This window comes from Oerskovia enterophila (assembly GCF_044748475.1).
GTDB classification, from domain to species: domain Bacteria; phylum Actinomycetota; class Actinomycetes; order Actinomycetales; family Cellulomonadaceae; genus Oerskovia; species Oerskovia enterophila.
In genome coordinates this window covers 932,003-951,191 of record NZ_JBIVFZ010000001.1, presented here as the reverse complement: position 1 = coordinate 951,191, position 19,189 = coordinate 932,003, and the positions used below count along the sequence as shown (strand labels likewise).

The window sequence follows — 19,189 nt, the reverse complement described above, 5'->3', positions numbered from 1 at the left end:
GTCGGTCCACGCGTGCGGACTCGGTGCGCCGCGTCGCCGAGCGTCGGTCGCCTCGACGTTGCACGGCCCGGCCGACCGACCGAGCGGGGGTGCCCGACCGCGCGGTCGTGAGGAGTCGATGCGAACCCGCGCCGGTCGCGTGATACTCGAAGCATGTCGCCCGCCACGAACGCCCTGTCCCCCGCCCTGGTCTCGCACCTGCCGACCGGGCTGCTGATCGGTGGCCAGTGGGGGCCGGCCGAGGCCGGACGGACGTTCGAGGTCGCGGACCCGGCGACCGAGGAGGTCCTGTTCGACGTCTCGGACGCGAGCCCCGCCGACGGCCTGCGCGCCCTGGAGGCCGCGCACGCCGCGGCCCCGGCCTGGCGCGCCGTCGCGCCGCGCGAGCGCTCCGAGCTGCTCCGGGCCGTCTTCGCGACGCTCACGGCTCGCGCCGACGACATCGCGGCGCTCATCACGGCCGAGTGCGGTAAGCCGCTCGCCGAGGCCCGGGCCGAGGTCGTGTACGGCGCCGAGTTCCTGCGCTGGTACGCCGAGCAGGCCGTGCGCACCGACGGCCTGGTCCGCACGGCCCCGAGCGGGGCCAACCGGCAGCTCGTTTCGCGGCGCCCGGTGGGCCCCGCGCTGCTCATCACGCCGTGGAACTTCCCCATCGCCATGGCCACGCGCAAGATCGGCCCGGCGCTCGCCGCGGGCTGCACGGTCGTGATCAAGCCCGCGCACCTGACCCCGCTCACGACCTCGCTGGTCGCCGAGATCATCCGCGGGCACTTGGAGGACCGCGGACTGCCGACGGGCGTGGTCAACGTCGTGCCGACGTCGTCGGCCGCCGAGGTGACCACGCCCCTGCTCGCGGACCCCCGCCTGCGCAAGCTCTCCTTCACGGGATCCACGGGCGTGGGCCGCACCCTCCTGAAGGGCGCCGCCGACCAGGTCCTGCGGACCTCGATGGAGCTCGGCGGCAACGCACCGTTCCTCGTCTTCGAGGACGCCGACCTCGACGCCGCGGTCGAGGGCGCCCTGGTCGCCAAGCTCCGCAACACGGGCCAGAGCTGCGTGGCGGCCAACCGCTTCCTGGTGCACGACGCCGTCGCACGCGACTTCGGCCAGCGCCTCGCCCGGGCGTTCGGGGAGCTGCGCGTCGGGCCGGGCAGCGAGGAGGGCGTCCAGGTCGGGCCGCTCATCGAGCGCAAGGCGGTCGAGCACGTGGACGAGTTGGTGGCGGTCGCGTCCGACGAGGGTGCCCAGGTGCTCACGGGCGGGGACCGGCCTCGTTCGCCCGGCCACTTCTACTCCCCCACGGTCCTCACCGGGGTCGACGCGGGCTCGCGCGTGGTCGCCGAGGAGATCTTCGGTCCGGTCGCGCCGATCGTCGCTTTCGCCGACGACGACGAGGGCATCGCGCTGGCCAACGACACCGAGTACGGCCTCGCGGCCTACGCCTACACGCGCGACCTGGCGCGCGCGATGCGGGTCGGCGAGGAGGTCGAGGCCGGGATGATCGGGATCAACAGGGGGCTCGTGTCCGACGCGAGCGCGCCGTTCGGCGGCATGAAGCAGTCCGGTCTGGGCCGCGAGGGCGGCGAGGCGGGCCTCGAGGAGTACCTCGAGACCGTGTACGTCGCGCTGTGACCCCTGAGGACCGCTTCGAGGTACGCGCCGCCGTCCGGCAGGCCGTGTCCGTCTCGATCGCCACCGGGCTCTACGGCATCTCGTTCGGGGCCCTCTCGGTCGTCGCGGGACTGGACCTCGCGCAGACCATGGTGCTGAGCCTGCTCCTGTTCTCGGGCGGCTCGCAGTTCGCGCTCATCGGGGTCGTGGCCTCGGGCGGCACCTCGGGCGCGGCGATCACCACGGCGGGGCTGCTCGGCCTGCGCAACACCCTCTACGGCGCCCAGCTCTCGCCGCTGCTCGCGCTGCACGGCTGGCGACGGGTGCTCGCGGCCCATCTCACGATCGACGAGTCGACCGCCGTGGCCACGGCCCAGAAGAGCCGCGCCGCGTTGCGCGCGGGGTTCTGGTGGACCGGGATCGGCATCTTCGTCGTCTGGAACCTGCTCACGCTGGTCGGGGCGCTCGCGGGCGACGCCATGGGCGACCCCAAGGCCTGGGGGCTCGACGCCGCGGCCGGGGCGGCCTTCCTCGCGCTCCTGTGGCCCCGCCTCGCGAGCCGCGTCATGCAGCTCACCGCGGCACTGGCCGTGGTCGTCGCGGTCGCGCTGCTCCCGTTCGTCCCGCCGGGCATCCCCGTCCTGGCCGCGGGGGCCGTGGCGATCGTGATCGGCCAGGTCGCGCGTCAGCCCCGCCAGCCCGTCACCGTCACGGAGTACGTGCCCGACGGCGCAGCGAACGTCCCGCAGGACGGCGGCGGCGAGCAGACGCCCGGCTCGTCCGACCCAGATGAACCGGGTGACGTGGGTCGCCCGGGTGGCCCGTCCGACCGCACCGAGGAGCCCTGATGTCCGACGCCGCCCTGTGGGCCACCGTGGTCGCCGCCTCGCTCGTGTGCCTGGGCCTCAAGCTCGCCGGGCACCTCATCCCCGAGCACTGGCTCGCGTCCGACCGCGTCTCTCGCACCGCGGCCCTGGTCACGGCGTCCCTGCTCGCGGCGCTCGTCGCGGTCCAGACCGTCGGGGACGGGCAGGGCATCGCGATCGACGCCCGGCTGCCGGCGCTCGGCGTCGCGGCCGTCGCGCTCGCCCTGAGGGCCCCGTTCCTGCTCGTCGTGGTGCTCGCGGCCGCGACCGCCGCTGGGCTGCGGGCGCTCGGGTTCCCCTGACGGCGAGGCGCGTCGACGAGCCCGCCGGGCCGCTCGCCGCGACCGGGCGCCCCGCTCCGGTAGGGTCTGGCGAATGGCTCTCTTCAGCGAGGCGGCAGACGTCTCGGTCCGTCCGGCGGTCCCCGGTGACGAGGTCGCGGTCACCGCGATCCAGATCGAGTCCTGGCGGTCCGCGCACGGCGACGTGCTGGGCGCGGCGGTGATCGACGCGCTCGACGTCCCCCGGATGCAGGAGCAGTGGGCAGGGGCGGTCTCAGCCCCGCCCGGTCCGGGCTTCGCGGTGCTCGTCGCCCTCGCCGCGGACCGGATCGTCGGCTTCGCGGCCGTCTCCCCCGGCCAGCTCGTCGCGCTCGAGGTACAGCCGTCCCACCAGCGGTCCGGGCACGGGTCGCGGCTCCTGTCCGCGGCCGTCGACAGGTTGCGTCAGGACGGCTCGGAAGAGGTCGTGGCCTGGATCCTCGACGGCGACTCCGCGCGCGAGCAGTTCCTCGGTGGAGCGGGCCTGGGACCCGACCGCCGCACCCGCACGCTGGCCACGGGCCTGCGCGACGTCGTCGAGCACCGGTGGAGCGCGTCGATCTGAGGCGCGCCTCGCGCTAGCGCGGGGCCTTGCGCTCGGCGCGGTACATGCCCGCGGCCTTGCGCAGCATGGCGCGGGCCCGCTTGCGGTCCCCCGACGCGTCGTACGCGAAGGCCACGTGGTACCAGGAGCGCCAGTCGTCGGGGTGCTCCTCGGCGCGGGCGCGGTGCTCCTCGAACGCGGCGTCCGCCGCGGCACGGTCGATGCGGCCGCCCGGCGAACGCGGCAGGTCGTCGACGGGCAGCTCGTCCGCGGCCGCCAGCTCGTCGGCCATCTTCTGGACCGTGACGGCGAGCCAGAACTCCCACGCGATGAGGCCGATCACGAGCAGCGGGATGAGCAGGACGCCGATCCCGATCGCGATCCCCACCGGCTCGCCTGTGCTCACGAGCCCCCGGGCACGGCCCAGGATCGCCCACACGTAGATCGCGAGCAGGGCCGTGACGACCACGGCACCGATCAGGCCCTTGCGGTTCCTCACGAGAGGTCCATGACGTTCTCGAGCCCGACGGTCAGGCCCGGGCGCGAGACGACCTCGCGGATGCCGAGCAGGACGCCCGGCATGAACGACACCCGGTCGAACGAGTCCTGGCGGATGATCAGCTGCTCGCCCTCGTTGCCGAAGAGGATCTCCTCGTGCGCGACCAGGCCGCGCAGGCGCACCGCGTGCACCCGGACCCCGTCGACGTCGGCACCGCGCGCCTCCCAGCCCGACTCGGTCGCGTCGGGGCTCGCCCCCAGGCCCGCTGCCGCGCGCGAGCGGGCGATCGCGTGGGCCGTGTGCGTGGCCGTACCGCTGGGTGCGTCGACCTTGTTCGGGTGGTGCAGCTCGATGACCTCGGCCGACTCGAAGTAGCGCGCGGCCTTGGCCGCGAACGTCATGGCCAGGACCGCGGACAGGCCGAAGTTCGGGGCGATGAGCACGCCCACGCTCGTGCCCTCGGCGGCCCGGCGTCCCAGGTGCGCGATGAGCCGACCCCGGCTCTCGTCGGTCCAGCCAGTGGTGCCCACGACCGCGTGGACCCCGAGGTCGATCAGCGCGTGCACGTTGTCCTCGGTGACTGAGGGAACCGTGAAGTCGACCGCGACCTGGGCCCCGGCCGCCGCGACCTGTGCCAGGTCGTCCCCGGCGTCGATGCGCGCGACCAGCTCCATGTCCGGTGCGGCCTCGACCGCCGCGCACACCGTGGCCCCCATGCGCCCGGCCGCGCCCAGGACGGCGACCTTGAGGAGCGTCGAGCCTGCGGGCTGCGGGGTGGACTGGGGAGCGCTCTGGCCTGGGGTCACGTCGTTCGAAGTCACCCGACAACCCTAGCCGCAACGCGAGGAGGGCCGGTGCGCGTGATGCGCACCGGCCCTCCTGACGTCACCTGTCGAGACTCAGTCTCCGAAGGGACCCACGCGCACGGTCGAGCGCGGGCGGGAGGCGAGCTCCTCCGCGAGCTTGCGCACGTCGTCGGACGTCACGGAACGGATCCGTTCGAGCGACTCGGCCACGCTCAGCAGCTCGCCGAACACGAGCTCCGACTTGCCCAGGCGGCTCATGCGCGAGCCCGAGTCCTCGAGCCCCAGCACCAGTCCGCCCGAGAGCTGACCGATGCTCCGGTCGAGCTCGGCCGCCGTGATACCCGACTCGGCGAGCTTCTCGAGCTCGCTCGTCATGAGCTCGGTGACCTGGTCGACCTTGGAGGGCGCGCAGCCTGCGTACAGGCCGAACGTGCCGATCCCGCCGTGACCCGACGCGAACGAGTACGTCGAGTACGCGAGCCCACGCTTCTCGCGGATCTCCTGGAAGAGCCGCGAGCTCATGCCGCCACCGAGCACGGCGCTGAGCACCGAGAGCGTGAAGCGGCGGTCGTCGGTCGCGGACAGGCCCGTGCCACCGATGATGACGTTGGCCTGCTCGACGGTCCGGCGGATCGTGAGCTCGACGGCCTCCGTCCCCACGCCCTGCACGTCCGCGTTGTCGCGGCGCGCGCGCGGGGTGCCGGCAGGGTCGAGGTCCCAGCCACCGGTCGTGAGCGCGGTCGCGACCTGCTCGCACAGCGTGTCGTGGTCGACGCCACCGGCCGCGGCGACGACGAGCGTCTCCGGGCGGTAGTGCCACTGGTAGTGCTCCCAGACGGCGCTGCGCGGCACGGCGTTGATGGTGTCCGGCGTGCCGCCGATCGGGCGCCCCAGGGGGTGCCCGGCCAGGACGGCCTGCGCGAACTCCTCGTGCACGACGTCCGAGGGGTCGTCGTCGTTCATCGCGAGCTCTTCGAGGATCACGCCTCGCTCGGTCTCGAGCTCGTCCTCGTCGAGGCGTGCGGAGGTCACCATGTCGGTGATGACGTCCACGGCCATCGGCAGGTCGGAGTCGAGCACGCGAGCGTAGTAGCAGGTGTGCTCCTTGCCCGTCGCGGCGTTGGCCTCACCGCCGACGGCGTCGAACGCCTCGGCGATGTCCATCGCGGACCGGCGTGCAGTTCCCTTGAAGAGCAGGTGCTCGAGGAAGTGCGTGGAGCCGAAGTGACCGTCGGTCTCGTCGCGCGAGCCGACGCCGACCCATGCTCCGACGGTCGCCGAGCGCAGGCCCGGCATCGACTCGGTGAGGACCCGAACCCCGCCGGGCAGGACGGAGCGACGGATGGTCGCCCCGTCCTGCCCGGCGGTCAGCTCACCCTCGGGCGAGCCCGAGGGGACGAGCGGAAGGTTCCAGGGCACGTCAGGCGTCGTCCCCGGCAGGTGCCTCGGCGTCGGCGGGCGCGTCGGTCTCCTCGACGACCGCGTGCAGCGACAGCTTGCCGCGCGGGTCGATCTCGCCGATCTCGACCTGGACCTTCTGGCCGATGGACAGCACGTCCTCGACGTTCTCCACGCGCTTGCCACCGACGAGCTTGCGGATCTGGCTGATGTGCAGCAGACCGTCCTTGCCCGGGGACAGCGAGATGAAGGCGCCGAACGACGTGGTCTTGACGACCGTGCCGACGAAGCGCTCGCCGATCTCGGGGACGTGCGGGTTGGCGATCGCGTTGATCGCCGCGCGGGCGGCCTCTGCAGAGGGGCCGTCGGTGGCACCGATGTACACGGTGCCGTCGTCCTCGATGGAGATGTCCGCGCCCGTCTCCTCCTGGATCTGGTTGATCATCTTGCCCTTGGGGCCGATGACCTCGCCGATCTTGTCCACGGGGACCTTGACCGCGATGACGCGAGGAGCGTTGGGGCTCATCTCGTCGGGCACGTCGATGGCCTCGTTGAGGACCTCGAGGATGGTCAGGCGCGCGTCGCGGGCCTGGGTCAGCGCGCCGGCCAGGACCGAGGCGGGGATGCCGTCGAGCTTGGTGTCGAGCTGGATGGCCGTGATGAACTCACGCGTACCGGCGACCTTGAAGTCCATGTCGCCGAACGCGTCCTCGGCGCCGAGGATGTCGGTGAGCGCCGCGTAGCGGGTCTCACCGTCGACGGTGTCGGAGACGAGGCCCATCGCGATGCCCGCGACCGCTGCGCGCAGCGGCACACCGGCGTTGAGGAGCGAGAGGGTCGAGGCGCACACGGAGCCCATCGAGGTCGAGCCGTTGGACCCGAGGGCCTCGGAGACCTGACGGATCGCGTAAGGGAACTCCTCGCGGCTCGGGAGCACCGGGACGATCGCGCGCTCGGCGAGGGCGCCGTGCCCGATCTCGCGACGCTTCGGGCTGCCCACGCGGCCGGTCTCGCCGGTCGAGTAGGGCGGGAAGTTGTAGTTGTGCATGTAGCGCTTGCGCGTCTCCGGGGAGAGCGTGTCGAGCTGCTGCTCCATGCGGAGCATGTTCAGCGTGGTGACACCCAGGATCTGGGTCTCGCCGCGCTCGAAGATCGCCGAGCCGTGGACGCGGGGCAGGACCTCGACCTCGGCGGACAGGGTGCGGATGTCCGCGAGCCCACGGCCGTCGATGCGGAAGCCGTCCGTGAGGATGCGCGCGCGGATGAGCTTCTTCTGCACCGCGCGGTACGCGGCGGAGATCTCCTTCTCGCGGCCCGCGAAGTCACCGGCGAGCTCGGCCTGGACCTCGGCCTTGATCTCGTCGAGACGGTTCTCGCGGTCCTGCTTGTCGGCGATGCTCAGAGCCTCGCCCAGGCGCGCCGACGCGGCGGCCTCGACCGCGGCGTAGGTGTCGTCCTGGTAGTCCGGGAACGTCGGGAAGTCCTGCACGGGCTTGGCGGCCTTGGCCGCGAGCTCCTGCTGCGCCTCGACGAGCACGCGGATGAAGGGCTTGGCGGCCTCGAGGCCCTCGGCGACGACCTCTTCGGTCGGGGCGCCGACGCCCTCGTTCTTGATGAGGTTCCAGGAACCCTCGGTGGCCTCGGCCTCGACCATGGTGATCGCGACGTCGTCACCCACGACACGGCCGGCGACGACCATGTCGAAGACGGCGCGCTCCTTGTCGGAGTACTTGGGGAACGCGACCCACTGGCCGTCGATCAGGGCGACGCGGACGGCGCCGATCGGGCCGGAGAACGGCAGGCCGGACAGCTGCGTCGAGATCGACGCGGCGTTGATGGCCAGGGTGTCGTACGCGTCGTCCGGGTGGATCGCGAGCACGGTGATGACGACCTGGACCTCGTTGCGCAGGCCCTTGACGAACAGGGGGCGCAGCGGGCGATCGATCAGGCGGCAGGCCAGGATCGCCTCGGTCGAGGGGCGACCCTCACGACGGAAGAACGAACCGGGGATCTTGCCGGCGGCGTACTGCCGCTCCTCGACGTCCACCGTCAGGGGGAAGAAGTCGAACTGGTCCTTGGGGTGCTTGCCGGCCGTCGTGGTCGACAGCAGCATGGTCTCGCCGTCCAGGTAGGCGGCTGCAGAGCCACCGGCCTGACGCGCGAGGCGTCCGGTCTCGAACCGGACGGTACGGGTTCCGAAGCGACCGTTGTCGATCGTTGCTTCGGTGAATTCGATCTCGGGACCCTCCACGGGTGCCCTCCTCACTCTCGAAGTGCCGCCTTCGGTGCCTGTCGAGGGTGCATCCACTCGACGCTCGGCGGTCTTCGATCGAGGCTCACGGTCTTCCCACTCGAGGCGGGTTCCGGGGGCCACTACCGAGGACCGAACGAAAGGCTGGCGGCGTGGGTTTCTTACGGGTACATCACACCGGACCAGCCCGGTCCCAGGTGGGACCGGGCTGAGTCAGGGAGTGTCAGCGACGCAGACCGAGGCGCTCGATGAGGCTGCGGTAGCGGTTGATGTCGACCTTCTGCAGGTAGCCGAGGAGACGGCGACGCTGGCCGACGAGGAGAAGCAGGCCACGACGGCTGTGGTGGTCGTGCTTGTGCTCCTTGAGGTGCTCGGTGAGGTCCTTGATGCGCTGCGTCAGCATCGCGACCTGGACCTCGGGCGAACCGGTGTCGCCCTCGCTCGTGGCGAACTCGGTCATGATGCGCTGCTTGGTGGCAGTGTCGAGGGGCACGGCTCTCCTTGTAGTGTTCGTTGCGCGGCGCCTCAGGGCTAGATCCCTGGGCTCTTCGGCAGGCTGACCAGCCTCCGCGGCCGTTCTGACGGCGCCCATAGTCTAGCAGGGTTGGCTCGGGGACGGTCCCGACCTCAGTCGCGCAGCAGCCCTTGCCGCCGCGCCTCGGCCACGGCAGCCGTGCGCGAGTCGACGCCCAGCTTCTCGTACACGTGCACCAGGTGCGACTTGACGGTCGCCTTCGACAGGAACAGCTCACGCGCCACCTCGTCGTTGGACAGGCCCTGGGACACGAGCCCGAGCACCTCGAGCTCGCGCAGCGAGAGCGAGACGCCGGGGGCGCGCATGCGCCCGAGCAGACGCCGCTGCACGCTGGGCCCGAGCGCGACCTGCCCAGCCGCGGCCGCGCGGATCGCGGCGGTCAGCTCGTCGGTCGGGGCGTCCTTGAGCAGGTAGCCCGTGGCCCCGGCCTCGATCGCGGCGAGGATCTCCTGGTCGGAGTCGTAGGTCGTGAGGATCAGCACGGGCGGACCGCCCAGGCGGACGACCTCGCGCGCGGCCTGCGCGCCGCCCATGCGCCCGTCGCCGAACCGCAGGTCGAGCAGCACGACGTCGGCCTCGAGCCCCGCCCCCACGCGGCGCACGAGCTCCTCGGCCGTGGCCAGCTCGTCGACGACCTCCATGTCGCCCTCGGCGTCGACGACGGCCCGCAGGCCCGCCCGGACCACGGGGTGGTCGTCGGTCAGAACGACGCGGATGGTCGCCGATCCTTCTGGTCCGGTCGTCACCGAGGCTCCTGGGGGTCGAGCGGGAGGTGGACCGCGAGCGCGGTCCCCTCGCCGGGCGAGGTCTCGAGCGAGAAGGCCCCGCCGAGCTCGGCGACGCGCGAGCGCATCGCCGTCAGGCCGAAGCCCGAGCGGGTCGCGGGGACACCTCCGGCAGCCGCGCCCGGTTCGCTGCCCTCCTGCCCGACGGCGGAGCGCGCGTCCCGGGTCGGGTCCGGCGCGGCGGTGGCCCGTCGGGCGGCCGCGACCCGGCGCGGGTCGAACCCGTGACCGTCGTCGACCACGTCGAGCGCCACGGCGTCGCCGAGGAAGCTCAGCGTGACCGCGGCCCGCGAGGCCCCCGCGTGCTGGACGACGTTCGCGAGCGCGGACTGCGCGATGCGCAGCAGCGCGGTCTCGACCGGCACGGGCAGCGGGCGGGCCTGCCCCGAGGACTCGACCGTGATGGTCAGCCCTCCCCCGGCTGCGAGCGCCGTGCGGTCGGCGACCCGCTCGAGCGCACCCACGAGCGTCGCGGACTCCAGGTCGGCGGGCGCCAGGTCACGCACGAAGCGCCTCGCCTCGGCCAGGTTCTGCTGCGCGGCGAGCCGGGACTGGGTGACGTACCCGCGGGCGGCGCGGGCCGCCGTCGGGCCGGGGGCTCCTGGGACGAACGCCCCCGGCGCCACGACCTCCTCGAGCGACGCGTCCGCGGCGCGCAGCAGCAGCTCGATCGACGAGAAGCCCTGCGCGAGCGTGTCGTGGATCTCGCGCGCGAGGCGTTCGCGCTCGGTCGCGACCGCGGCCTCGCGCTCGGACGCCGCGAGGTCCGCGCGCGTGCGGACCAGGTCGTCGATGAGCTCCTGGCGTCCCTGCGACTCGCGCACGATCGTCTCGAAGCCGAGCACGACGGCGATCGCGACGAGGCCACCGAACGTCGGGCCCAGGATCGAGCCCACGAGCTGCTGCCCGCCCAGGATCGCACCGCCGATCGCGCACGCCGTCGTCGCGGCCACGGCCAGGATCCCTCGACGCGGACCGAGCACGTGCATCTCGAGGAACATGAGGGGGAACGCGATCCACAGCGCGACCGGGGTCAGGAGCAGCAGGAGGGCCCACCCCACGATCAGGGCCGCGACCCACGCTCCCGTCGGCCACCAGGCGCCGCGCGGTGCGTCGACCGCGGTATCGCGCACGTTGATCCGCGAGCGCCCGACGCCGTACACGGCCAGGAGCGCCAGACCGCACGCGAGCGCGCACCACGCCCCGGCGTCCAGCCCCCCGGTGCTCAGGGCCTCGGCCCAGCGGGACCCGACCGCGAGCCCCACGAGGGCCACGAGGAGCACGTCGAGCGCGATCTGGAGCCCGAGGGCTGCGGAGATCACGGCGCGAGGCTTCACATCGCCACCCTAGCGACGTGGCGGGTGCGACGTGCCGCGGGCGATCCATCGAAAGGTTGATCCTCGGACCCACCCTGCGGCCACCGGAGACCGTCCACGGGCCCGATCCGCGCGGGGCCCGACGGCGGGAGGCTGGACGCAGATCGAATCCACGCCGACCACCGGAGGCTCTTGATGTTCGTCGCGCTGCGCGACCTGCGCTTCGCCCGGGGACGCTTCGTCCTCATGTCCACCGTCATCGTCCTCATCACGTTCCTCGTGGGCTTCCTGGCCTCGCTGACCGCGGGCCTGGCCCGCGCGAGCACGTCGGGCATCACCGACCTCCCGGTCGACCAGCTCGCGTTCACCGTGACCGGGGATGCGAAGCCGTCCTTCACCGAGTCCCAGGTCGACGCCACGCAGTGGGACGCCTGGGCCGCGGTCGACGGCGTCGACTCGGCCGAGCCCCTGGGCATCGCCACGACGCGCGCGTCGGTCACCGCGGGCGCGGACGGCGAGGCCGGCACCACCGCGGCCGTCACCGCGTTCGGCTCGCGCGCGGGCTCGGGCCTCGTGCCCGACGACGCCGAGGCCGCCCCCGGGACCGTGCTGCTGTCGAGCGGCGCGGCAGACGACCTGGGAGCCCAGGAGGGCGACCAGCTCGCCCTGGGCTCGCTGACCCTGACGGTCGCGGGCGTGCTCGACACCCAGGCCGACTTCTCGCACACTCCCGTCGTCTGGATGGACCTGTCCGACTGGCAGACCGTCGGGGCGCGCGGCGGCGGAGCCTCCGGTGACGAGGTCGCGACGGTCGTCGCGATCACCGGGGACCCGAGCGGCTCCGCGCTCACCGCGGGCGAGACCGAGACCGGCACCGCGACCCTGACCCCGATGGGCGCACGCGCCGCGGTCAGCTCGTTCTCGGCCGAGAACATGTCGCTCACCATGATGCAGGGCTTCCTGCTCGCGATCTCGGCCCTCGTCGTGGGCGCGTTCTTCACGGTCTGGACCATCAACCGGGCCGGCGACGTCGCGGTGCTCAAGGCGCTCGGCGCCTCGACCTCCTACCTGCTGCGCGACGCGATCGGCCAGGCGCTCGTCCTGCTCGTGCTCGGCGTCGGTGTCGGGACCGCGCTCGCGGCCGGGGCAGGGGCGCTCGCCGCCCAGGTCATGCCCGTCGTCGTCTCCCCCGCCACGACGCTCCTGCCCGCGCTCATCCTCGTGGTCCTCGGGACGGTCGGTGCCGTCGCGGCGATCATCCGGATCACGCGCATCGACCCGCACGCGGCGCTCGCGGCCCGCTGAGGCGCCTGCCCGCTGGCCGCTCCTGCGGCAGCTCGCGACGACTCCCCCCCGCGCCTCGTTCCTGAAAGCTCGCTCCTGAAAGGCACACCATGGACCTCACCCTCGACCACGTCACGCTCGTCTACCCCGACGGCGAGTCGACCGTCACCGCGGTCGACGACGTCTCCCTGACCGTCCCCGCCGGGACCACGACCGCGGTGCTCGGCCCGTCGGGCTCGGGCAAGTCGAGCCTGCTCGCCGTGGCCGCGACGCTCACGACCCCGACCGCGGGCCAGGTGCGCATCGGCGACGACGTCGTCAACGCCCCCGCCGGCGGGGCCGCGGCCGGTTCGGCCGTGTCCTCGGACGCGGCGCGGCTGCGGCGCGACCGGATCGGGATCGTGTTCCAGCAGCCGCAGCTCATCGCGTCGCTCACGGCGCTCGAGAACCTCGAGCTCATGAGCCACCTGCGCGGCGAGCGGCCCTCGGCGCACCGCGACCGGGCGCTCGAGCTGCTCGACGCCGTCGGGCTCCGCGACGTGGCCGCCAAGCGGCCCGGCCAGCTCTCGGGTGGTCAGCGTCAGCGCGTCGCGATCGCCCGCGCCCTCATGAACCACCCCGAGGTCCTGCTGGTCGACGAGCCCACGTCGGCGCTCGACCACGCGCGCGGCGTCCAGATCATCGAGCTCGTCACGCGGCTGACCCGCGAGACCGGTGCCGCGACCATCGTCGTGACCCACGACGAGGCGACGCTCGACACGGTCGACGCGCGCGTGCACCTGGCGGACGGGCGGCTCGTGGGGGCGGGCGAGGCTGCGGTGGCGCGGGCCTGAGGGACGCAGCGTCCCGCCGCCCGGGAGAGGCGTGTCAGGAAGTGCTCTGCCGCGCGAGCAACGCCGTCCGACCGAGCTCGCGCCCCCACTCGCGAGCGCGCTCGACCTCGCCCGGGCACAGCGGCCCCTCCATGCCCTCGACGTAGAACGAGTGCGGCGAGTCGGCAGGCGACAGACCGTGTCGGCGGGCCACCCGGTCGGCCGCGCGGGCAGCGCTGCCCGGTAGGTGCTTGACGGCCTTCACACGCGTGTCGAACGTCGCGCCGAACCGTCCGGAGGTATCGTCCGCGAGCGCGTCGAGCCACTCGCGGATTCCCCGTTCGACCGTCGGGTTCCCGGGCCGTCGACCGGCAGCCTCCTCGCGCGAGGCGAGCCGCGACATGCCGAACGCGTGCGTGGGACCACCGATGACGATCAGGTCAGCCCCCAGGACGTCGTCGCCCGGTGTCCTCGAGGAGACCTCGACAGTCCGCACGTCCAGCTGCTCGGACAGGCCTCCCGCCACCGCCCGCGCGATCTCGGCGGTGTTCCCGAACATCGACTCGTAGATCACGACTGCTTCCATGGCTCCGACTCCTGTCGTCAGTTCCAGGCTGCCTGCGGAGCACCACCGCCGCCAGGACCTTTGGTCCGGACGGCAGGGGTCCTTGGACCCGGTTCGGGACGCGGTCAGACCCCGTCCGACTCGGGCCGACGCGGTCAGCCGAGCAGCGGCTTGGCCCCCGTCGCCCGCACGTGCGACGCCACGGCCAAGGCGATCCACACCGCGATCCCCTGGAACGCGATGAGCGCCGGCGTGGGCGTGCCCACGAGCAGGCAGATGCCGAGCGGGATCGCGCCGAGGACGGCCGCGTCGGGTCCTTGCGCGAACATCGAGGCCGCACCCGTCGGGAGCGCTCCGGCAGGGGTGGCCATGAGCGGGCCGGACCAGTTGGGCGGCTTGCGGTAGGCGCTGCGGATCGCGGCTGCGCCCATGCCGACCGCGACCACGGCCACGAGCGCGAACCAGAGCGGTTCACGCGTGGTCAGCACGAGCGGTACGGTCCCGACCACGAGGGCCACGAGCGCGGTGAGGGAGGGCGCGACGGTCCGTGCCAGCCGGGCGTCGCGCGCGGACAACGGGATCATCGCGTCGAGCACGGGCACCATCTCCGCGGTGCGCGCGCCCTCCGCGCCGAGCTGCGCGGCGCGGAAGCCCGCGACGACCAGCAGCACGAACAGCCCGAACCCGCCCGTGAACGCGGGCACCTGCTGGGCGACGATCACCAGGGCCGTGAGGCCGACGAGCTGAGCGAGGGCCGACGGGCTGCGGCGCAGGAGCGTGAGGTCGGCCGCGACGAGCGCCGAGACCGGCCCCCTGACGAGCGCGAAGCGCGAGGGCCTGCGGACCCTGCCGCCGCGCGTCGACCCGGCCCGGCTCAGGGCGCGCCCCAGCTCGCGGGTGTCGAGAGAGAGGATCGCGCCGCCCGCCTGGTCGGCCACCGCGCTCTGCGCACGCAGCACCTGGGCGCCGAGCACCTCGAGCCGGCGCCACCACACGACCACGAGGGCGAGCGCGCCCAGCCCGAGCGCACCGATCACCCAGGCGGGGATCGTGAGCTCGCGCAGGTCGGACCAACCGGCCGCGACGAGCACGACACCCGCGACAGGGACCGCCGCGAGCACCACGTCGCTCACGCGAGCGACCCTGGCCGCGACGGGTGTCCGTGGCTGGATCAGTCCTGCGAGCCCCACGAGCAGCAGCCCCGCCGCTGCCCCCAGGGCCGCGCTGCGCCCTGCCACGGCCGGGTCCGCGCCCGAGGCCAGCGCCACGACCGCGAACCCGCCAGCTCCCACGACGAGCGCCACCGCGACGCCGCGCCAGTACGACGGGGTGAGCAGACCACGCCGGTCGACGGGCATCGGCACCCACCACCGCACGCCCGCGCTGCCCGTCCCCAGCGGTCCGAGCCGCACGGCCATGCCCGTCATGAGCGCCAGGAGAGCGACCGAGCCGAGCGCCTGGATCGTGGCGGCCGTCAGGACCGCGTCCCGGCCGCCCGCGGGCTCGACGAAGATCGTCTCGCGGAGCACGTTCGCCGCGCCGATCACGAAGCCGATCGAGATCACGATCGACACCACGACGTAGGCGATGTTCCCGAGCAGCTCACCGGGACCCGCGTCGGCCCGCGAGGCCGTGACGCGTGCGGTCAGGCGCCGGATCTCCCGCCCCGAGAACTCCTCGTCCGGGTCCGCGACGAGCAGCGGCAACGGAGCCCGCTCGACCTCAGGCTCAGGCGTCACGGGCTCGGGCGCCGCTGGGCCCCCCGGGGCGGCGGCCGCGGCCGCCACGGGCGCCACAGCCGCCACGTCGTGGGGTCCCTTCCTCGGGCCGTGCGGGCGCTTCTTGCCCCGGCCCTGGGCCGCGTTCATCGCCCGCTCCTCAACGGACCCGGGCGAGCGCGTCGAGCGCGGCCTGGTGCCCCAGGCGCAGGCACTCGTCGTCGCCGACCAGGAGTCCGCGCGCACCGGTCCGTTCGACCAGCTCGGGGTCGTGCGTCGCGAACACGACGGCAGCCCCGCGCCCGGCCTCCTCGACCAGGATCCGGGCCAGGTCGGCGCGCATGCCCGGGTCGAGGCGCTGCTCGGGCTCGTCGAGCACGACGACCTCGCGGGGGCGGGCGAACCCGGCCGCGAGCAGGAGGCGCCGCCGCTGCCCCGAGGACAGCTCGGTCGGCATCGCCCCGGACTGCGCCGCGAGGCCGAACCGGTCGAGGAGCTGGTCCACGACCTCCCCCGCACCCGCCACGCCGTGACCGCGCGCGGTCAGCACCAGGTGCTCGCGCGCCGTGAGCCCCGGGAAGTAGGCGTCGTCGTCGAGGATCCCGACGACCTTGGCGCGGAAGTCGCGCTCGCGCTCGTCGACGTCCCGCCCGAACGCCAGCACCTTGCCGGACAGGGGTGCGAGCACCCCCAGGAGCGCACGCAGGAGCGTCGACTTGCCGCTGCCGTTGGGCCCGATGATCGCCCACAGCTCGCCCGGCCGGACGGCCAGGTCGACGGGCGCGCACACGGGCGCCTCGGCGTACCCGACGCGCAGGGCCCGGGTCTCGAGCACGGGTTGCTTCTTGACCGACACGACTACTCCCCCGACCCGGTCGCGGACGCTTCGGGCCCGCTGGGCCCAACGGACGTACCCGCAGGCGTCCCCGCGCCCGAGGCGAGGATCACGCGGGCTCGCGCGACGTCGTCGTGCATGGTCCTCACGAGCGCGTCGATCCCGTCGAAGCGCAACGTGGGGCGCAGGTGCTCGACGAACTCCAGGACGACCTCCTCGTCGTACAGGTCGAGGTCGGTGCGGTCCAGGACGTAGGCCTCGACGCGGCGCTCGACGCCGTCGAACGTGGGGTTGGTGCCGATCGAGATGGCCGCGGGCAGCACGCCGTCGCCGTTCCCCGGGTCCGCCGCGAGGAGCTGGGGACGACGCAGCCAGCCCGCGTACACGCCGTCGGCCGGGACCATGCCGCTGATCGCACCGAGGTTGGCCGTGGGGAACCCGAGCTCGCGCCCGCGCGCGTCGCCGTGGATCACCACGCCGCGCAGGCGGTGGTGACGCCCGAGCAGCGCCGCGGCCTCGCGGACCTTGCCGTCCGTGAGCAGGCCGCGGATCTCGGTCGAGGACCAGCGCCCGCTGGGCACCGCGCCCCCTCCTGGCGAGGCAGCCGCGTCGGAGGTGGTCGCGCGCCCGGTCCCGCCCCCGACGGTCCCGACGTCGTCGATCGCCCGGACCTCGAAGCCGTGCGTCCGGCCGAGCTCGATCATGGTGGCGAGGTTGCCCGCGTTGTCGCGCCCGAACCGCACGTCGTGACCCACGACGACCGTCCGCGCCCCCAGCCCGTCGACCAGGTAGGTCCGCACGAACTCCTCAGGGCTCTGGCGCGCGAAGTCGAGCGTGTACTCGACCAGCAGCACGGCGTCGAGGCCCGTGGCCTCGAGGAGCTCCATGCGGTCGGCGATCCCGGTCAGGAGCTCGGGCGCCTGCTCGGGCCGGTGGACCGTCGCGGGGTGCGGGTGGAACGTCACGGCCACGGCCTGGGAGCCCGACTCCCGGGCGAGGGACACGATGCGGCCGAGCACCTCGGCATGGCCGCGGTGGACGCCGTCGAAGTTGCCGATCGTCACGACCGACGGTCCGAATCCCGGCGGAACCTGGTCCAGGTCCGTCCACAGGTGCACGCGTACTCCTCGAGATGTGTGTGAGGCGGGCTCGCTCAGGAGGCCCGACGACGGCGCGCACCCACGGCGCGCCTGGTCAAGATTGCCACGTCTCGCCCGGGTGTTCCCCATCGAAACGGTGGACGGTCACCCCTCGGACCTGCCCGGGCTCACGCCGGGGCGAACACGATCACGGGCTTGGCCTTGTGCTTGCCCTCGCGCACCACGTTCTCGAGCAGCGCGACGAGCGACCCGTCGTCGCCGATCGCGGCCGTCGTGGTGTCCTGGGGCGACGGGTCGACCCACTTGCCGTAGGACAGCGCGTCGCGCTCCTCGGGCGTCAGGTCGCGCACGGGGAACGTGGCGCGAGCGGCGTCCGCGAGCGGGAGCGTCACGAGCACGCCGTCGCGCTCGACCTGCGCCTCGAGCTCGGAGAGCGTCGAGGCGCCGTCGAGCGCGTAGCCGCCCACGCGCGTGCGGCGCAGAGCCGTGAGGTGCCCCCCGACACCGAGGTCCGCGCCCAGGTCGCGGGCGAGGGCACGGATGTAGGTGCCCGACGAGCACACGACCGTGACGTCCACGTCGAGCGCGGGAAGGTCGTCCGGCTCCGTGGCCGCGACCGGTCGCACCTCGTGGACGTCGAAGCGCGAGATCGTCACGGGGCGTGCCTTGAGCTCGACCTGCTCGCCCGAGCGCACGAGCGCGTACGCGCGCTGACCGTCGACCTTGATCGCGGACACCGAGCTCGGCACCTGCTCGATGGGACCGGACAGGAGCGCGACTCCCGCGTCGATCGCCTCGCGCGTCACGGCCGAGGTGTCAGCGCGCGAGGTGGTCTCGCCCTCGGCGTCGTCGGTCGTCGTCGCGGCACCCAGACGGATGGTCGCGGTGTACTCCTTGTCCGCGCCCACGACGTACGTCAGCAGCTTGGTCGCGCGCCCGATCCCCAGGACCAGGACCCCCGTGGCCATGGGGTCGAGCGTGCCCGCGTGCCCCACCTTGCGGGTCCCCGCGAGACGGCGCAGGCGGGCCACCACGTCGTGGCTCGTGAGCCCCTGGGGCTTGTCGACGATCACGAGGCCGTCGGGGGCGGTGGGTCGGCGCTCGCGCACAGGCTTCGGGTCGTGCGTCATCGGGAGGGGTCCTCGGTGCTCGGGAACGGGAGGGGTGGAGGCGGGGGCTCAGCGCCCGGAGGGGAGGCGGGGCTCGACGGGGCCGGGCTCGACGGGGCCGGGCTCGTCCGGCCCCTGCTCCCCGGCCCGCTGGGCGGCCGGGTCGACCGCGGGCAGCGCGTCGCCGAACGCGCACCGCACGAGCTCGCCCAGGCGCGGGTCCGCGCCGAAGTGCTCGGGGGCGCCGATCGCGAGCAGCGTGTTGAGCAGCATGCCCTGGGCGAGGAAGTCTCGCGCCTGGTCGAGCGTGCCCCCCGTGCGGTCGACGTAGACCTCGAAGACCTCGACGAAGAACTCGCGCGACCTGGCCCCGAAGTCTGGGTCTGCCCCCGCGAGAAAGCCGTGCATCATGACGAGCAGGAGGTTGCGGTCCGCGAGCAGCCGGACGTAGGTCGCGGCGAGCTCGTCGCCCGCTGCGGGCCCGGCGGGCACCGCGGAGAACGCGGCCACGATGCGGCGGCCGATCCGGTCGAAGACCTCGGCGAACAGCTCGTGCTTGGTGCCGAACATCCGCACGACGTAGGGCTGGGACACGCCCGCGGCCCGGGCGACCTGGTCCACGCTGGTACCGGCGTAGCCCCCGGCGGCGAAGACCGCGGTCGCGGCGTCGATCATCTGCTCGCGTCGCTCGTCGCGCGACATGCGCCGCGCCGACGGCTCGGGCTCGGCGACCTGGGCCCGTGCGGAACTCGGTGCGCTCTCCATGTTGACAAGGTTATCAGTTGATTACTAGCGTCGTAATCCTAGTAATCATCCGATGCTTACCTCTTATCGA

General features: G+C 73.4%; 19 protein-coding genes. 6 read left to right on the top strand and 13 right to left on the bottom strand.

Annotation, left to right across the window (positions count from 1 at the left end; all coding sequences use genetic code 11):
* Nucleotides 1-153: 153 nt before the first annotated feature.
* From ACIPWA_RS04180 to ACIPWA_RS04165, 4 genes are all read left to right on the top strand, one after another.
* Nucleotides 154-1,632: an NAD-dependent succinate-semialdehyde dehydrogenase gene (locus ACIPWA_RS04180; RefSeq protein WP_068627426.1), complete on the top strand. Its 1,479-nt coding sequence runs from the start codon at nucleotides 154-156 to the stop codon at nucleotides 1,630-1,632.
* Nucleotides 1,629-2,459, top strand: a complete 831-nt coding sequence (locus tag ACIPWA_RS04175; RefSeq protein ID WP_082848693.1) for an AzlC family ABC transporter permease — start codon at nucleotides 1,629-1,631, stop codon at nucleotides 2,457-2,459. The genes ACIPWA_RS04180 and ACIPWA_RS04175 overlap by 4 nt, the downstream gene beginning before the upstream one ends.
* Complete coding sequence (locus ACIPWA_RS04170) at nucleotides 2,459-2,779, top strand: AzlD domain-containing protein (RefSeq protein ID WP_056648748.1); 321 nt, start codon at nucleotides 2,459-2,461, stop codon at nucleotides 2,777-2,779. Before ACIPWA_RS04175 ends, ACIPWA_RS04170 begins: the two co-directional genes overlap by 1 nt.
* A gap of 73 nt (nucleotides 2,780-2,852) precedes the next feature.
* Nucleotides 2,853-3,362 (top strand): GNAT family N-acetyltransferase, encoded by a 510-nt coding sequence (locus tag ACIPWA_RS04165; RefSeq protein ID WP_400288278.1) that lies wholly within the window; start codon nucleotides 2,853-2,855, stop codon nucleotides 3,360-3,362.
* Nucleotides 3,363-3,375: 13 nt separating this feature from the next.
* Here ACIPWA_RS04165 and ACIPWA_RS04160 read toward each other — a convergent pair whose 3' ends face one another.
* From ACIPWA_RS04160 to ACIPWA_RS04130, 7 genes are all read right to left on the bottom strand, one after another.
* The gene (locus ACIPWA_RS04160) at nucleotides 3,376-3,840 is read right to left on the bottom strand and encodes a hypothetical protein (RefSeq protein WP_056762055.1); all 465 of its coding nucleotides are present in this window, start codon (nucleotides 3,838-3,840) and stop codon (nucleotides 3,376-3,378) included.
* Complete coding sequence (gene dapB, locus ACIPWA_RS04155; RefSeq protein WP_082618231.1) at nucleotides 3,837-4,646, bottom strand: 4-hydroxy-tetrahydrodipicolinate reductase; 810 nt, start codon at nucleotides 4,644-4,646, stop codon at nucleotides 3,837-3,839. The genes ACIPWA_RS04160 and dapB overlap by 4 nt, the downstream gene beginning before the upstream one ends.
* A gap of 93 nt (nucleotides 4,647-4,739) precedes the next feature.
* Nucleotides 4,740-6,065: a M16 family metallopeptidase gene (locus tag ACIPWA_RS04150; RefSeq protein WP_056648740.1), complete on the bottom strand. Its 1,326-nt coding sequence runs from the start codon at nucleotides 6,063-6,065 to the stop codon at nucleotides 4,740-4,742.
* Between the two features lies 1 nt (nucleotide 6,066).
* On the bottom strand, nucleotides 6,067-8,295 hold the full coding sequence (locus ACIPWA_RS04145; protein ID WP_068627427.1) for a polyribonucleotide nucleotidyltransferase: 2,229 nt from the start codon (nucleotides 8,293-8,295) through the stop codon (nucleotides 6,067-6,069).
* A gap of 223 nt (nucleotides 8,296-8,518) precedes the next feature.
* Entirely contained in the window at nucleotides 8,519-8,788 is a 270-nt protein-coding gene (rpsO, locus tag ACIPWA_RS04140) for a 30S ribosomal protein S15 (RefSeq protein ID WP_056648736.1), read from the bottom strand.
* 134 nt (nucleotides 8,789-8,922) lie between these two features.
* Entirely contained in the window at nucleotides 8,923-9,576 is a 654-nt protein-coding gene (locus ACIPWA_RS04135; RefSeq protein ID WP_068627428.1) for a response regulator transcription factor, read from the bottom strand.
* Nucleotides 9,573-10,937, bottom strand: a complete 1,365-nt coding sequence (locus ACIPWA_RS04130) for a sensor histidine kinase (protein WP_400288275.1) — start codon at nucleotides 10,935-10,937, stop codon at nucleotides 9,573-9,575. Before ACIPWA_RS04130 ends, ACIPWA_RS04135 begins: the two co-directional genes overlap by 4 nt.
* 189 nt (nucleotides 10,938-11,126) lie before the next feature.
* Here ACIPWA_RS04130 and ACIPWA_RS04125 point away from each other — a divergent pair, with 189 nt between their 5' ends.
* Nucleotides 11,127-12,236 carry an ABC transporter permease gene (locus ACIPWA_RS04125; protein WP_068627430.1) on the top strand — a complete coding sequence of 370 codons (1,110 nt, stop codon included), beginning with the start codon at nucleotides 11,127-11,129 and terminating at the stop codon, nucleotides 12,234-12,236.
* Between the two features lie 89 nt (nucleotides 12,237-12,325).
* Nucleotides 12,326-13,048, top strand: a complete 723-nt coding sequence (locus ACIPWA_RS04120) for an ABC transporter ATP-binding protein (protein WP_068627431.1) — start codon at nucleotides 12,326-12,328, stop codon at nucleotides 13,046-13,048.
* 34 nt (nucleotides 13,049-13,082) lie between these two features.
* On the opposite strand, the gene ACIPWA_RS04115 is transcribed toward ACIPWA_RS04120, so the two are convergent.
* The 6 genes from ACIPWA_RS04115 to ACIPWA_RS04090 all read right to left on the bottom strand — a co-directional run bounded on the left by ACIPWA_RS04115 (nucleotide 13,083) and on the right by ACIPWA_RS04090 (nucleotide 19,119).
* Entirely contained in the window at nucleotides 13,083-13,613 is a 531-nt protein-coding gene (locus tag ACIPWA_RS04115) for a flavodoxin family protein (RefSeq protein WP_068627432.1), read from the bottom strand.
* A 134-nt stretch (nucleotides 13,614-13,747) separates the two neighbouring features.
* Complete coding sequence (locus tag ACIPWA_RS04110) at nucleotides 13,748-15,460, bottom strand: DUF6297 family protein (protein ID WP_068627433.1); 1,713 nt, start codon at nucleotides 15,458-15,460, stop codon at nucleotides 13,748-13,750.
* Nucleotides 15,461-15,470: 10 nt separating this feature from the next.
* Nucleotides 15,471-16,145, bottom strand: a complete 675-nt coding sequence (locus tag ACIPWA_RS04105; protein ID WP_400288271.1) for an ABC transporter ATP-binding protein — start codon at nucleotides 16,143-16,145, stop codon at nucleotides 15,471-15,473.
* Nucleotides 16,146-16,168: 23 nt separating this feature from the next.
* A complete protein-coding gene (locus ACIPWA_RS04100; RefSeq protein WP_068707109.1) occupies nucleotides 16,169-17,263 on the bottom strand; it encodes a bifunctional riboflavin kinase/FAD synthetase in 1,095 nt (364 codons plus the stop codon).
* 149 nt (nucleotides 17,264-17,412) lie between these two features.
* Entirely contained in the window at nucleotides 17,413-18,375 is a 963-nt protein-coding gene (truB, locus tag ACIPWA_RS04095) for a tRNA pseudouridine(55) synthase TruB (RefSeq protein ID WP_400288269.1), read from the bottom strand.
* Between the two features lie 48 nt (nucleotides 18,376-18,423).
* Nucleotides 18,424-19,119, bottom strand: coding sequence for a TetR/AcrR family transcriptional regulator (locus ACIPWA_RS04090; RefSeq protein ID WP_400288268.1), 696 nt, complete (start codon nucleotides 19,117-19,119; stop codon nucleotides 18,424-18,426).
* Nucleotides 19,120-19,189: the final 70 nt, after the last annotated feature.